Source organism: Campylobacter sp. BCW_6871 (assembly GCF_001762325.1).
Taxonomy (GTDB): domain Bacteria; phylum Campylobacterota; class Campylobacteria; order Campylobacterales; family Campylobacteraceae; genus Campylobacter_D; species Campylobacter_D jejuni.
On the sequence record NZ_MJWQ01000027.1, the window covers coordinates 1 to 1,314 of the forward strand.

Here is a 1,314-nt window from a genome sequence, read left to right on the forward strand (position 1 = left end):
CAAGACATAACTCTATCCCTCAATGGCAATATCCAATCTTCTTTTCTTTTAGAATTTTTAGAACAAGTAAATAAAATAATCAAAAACAAACACAAAAGAATTATATTTGTAGGACATTCATTGGGTGGGTATTTAGCTCAAATGGCTTTGATATATTGCGATATTAAATATAAAGACAAATTATCTTTTAGCCCTAATGAAGTTTATACTTTTAATTCCCCTAGTGTTTATGGTTGGAATTTTCCTAATATAGCTATCAACCCTAATACTATAAAAATTATGCAAGATCTTTTAGGAAAATACACTATAGATGTTTCAGAAAAAATCACTCATATTTATGATAATGGTAAAATTGAAATCATTGCTTCAGCTCAATATGGTGCAAGCAATGCTTTAGGTATATATACAGGGAAAAATGATCACTCTATAAAACCTCTTGTTAATACTCTCTATTTTTATTCCTATCTTTTAGAATTAGATGCTAACCATAACAAAGTCAAAGATAAAAGCCTTAGTGAGTGTATAGAGTATCTTAATCATTTTATGAAAAATATTCAAATTTATACAGAAACTTTTGTGTTAAAAAATAATGCTATTAATAATAAAAATTTCGCTCTTAAAAATGGACCTCTTGGACTTTTTAGAAGTTCTCCAGAAAAAATCAATCATTTTGAATATTTTCTTTCATTAATAGCCACCATAATGCAAGAAACAAATGGTATTTTAGAAGAGCTTGGAGATAATTATTATACAAGTTATAAAACTCCTACCATTAGTCAAACAAAAATCATAGATTTTATTTTAAAGGCACAAGAAAAAGAAAAATACATTTTAATTCTTGATAAAAATGATTTTAATAAATACAGAAAAGATTGTTCCTTTATTAATAATCAAGAAAATTTAGCTCATAAAATTGCCATTGGGGAATTTAGAATTTTTATTGTGGTTTATAAAGATATGAAATGTCTTAAAAATATTAATAATATAACAAAAATATATGGATATAATTCAAAAAGTTATAAAATAAAAGATCAAATTTGGGATGAGCAATATTTAGGTGGAGTTTGTAAAATATCACAAGCTTTGTATTTTAATGGAAAAGCTAAAATAGGTATTATTTAGGAAAATTATGATAGGTAAAGACTTTTTATATTCTATTCATAAAGATAAAAAAAGTATTTATTTGTTTTGTGAAAATAAAAGCATCATTGATTGTCAAAGTATTTATGATGAACTTTATAAATTAGAAGCAACGACAGATTTTACTTTTGAAGAACTTCAAAACTATCAAGCTTATATCTTCCTAAACTCCAC

Annotated in this window: 1 protein-coding gene and 1 pseudogene; both read left to right on the forward strand. The window is 24.8% G+C overall.

The genetic code is table 11. The annotated features are described in order from the left end of the window. Positions 1-1,122: lipase family protein (locus AJ930_RS10250; protein WP_186820855.1), on the forward strand; the 1,122-nt coding region annotated here is incomplete at its 5' end. A 7-nt stretch (positions 1,123-1,129) separates the two neighbouring features. Beyond that, positions 1,130-1,314, forward strand: a pseudogene (locus AJ930_RS02585) (hypothetical protein); the annotation flags it as partial.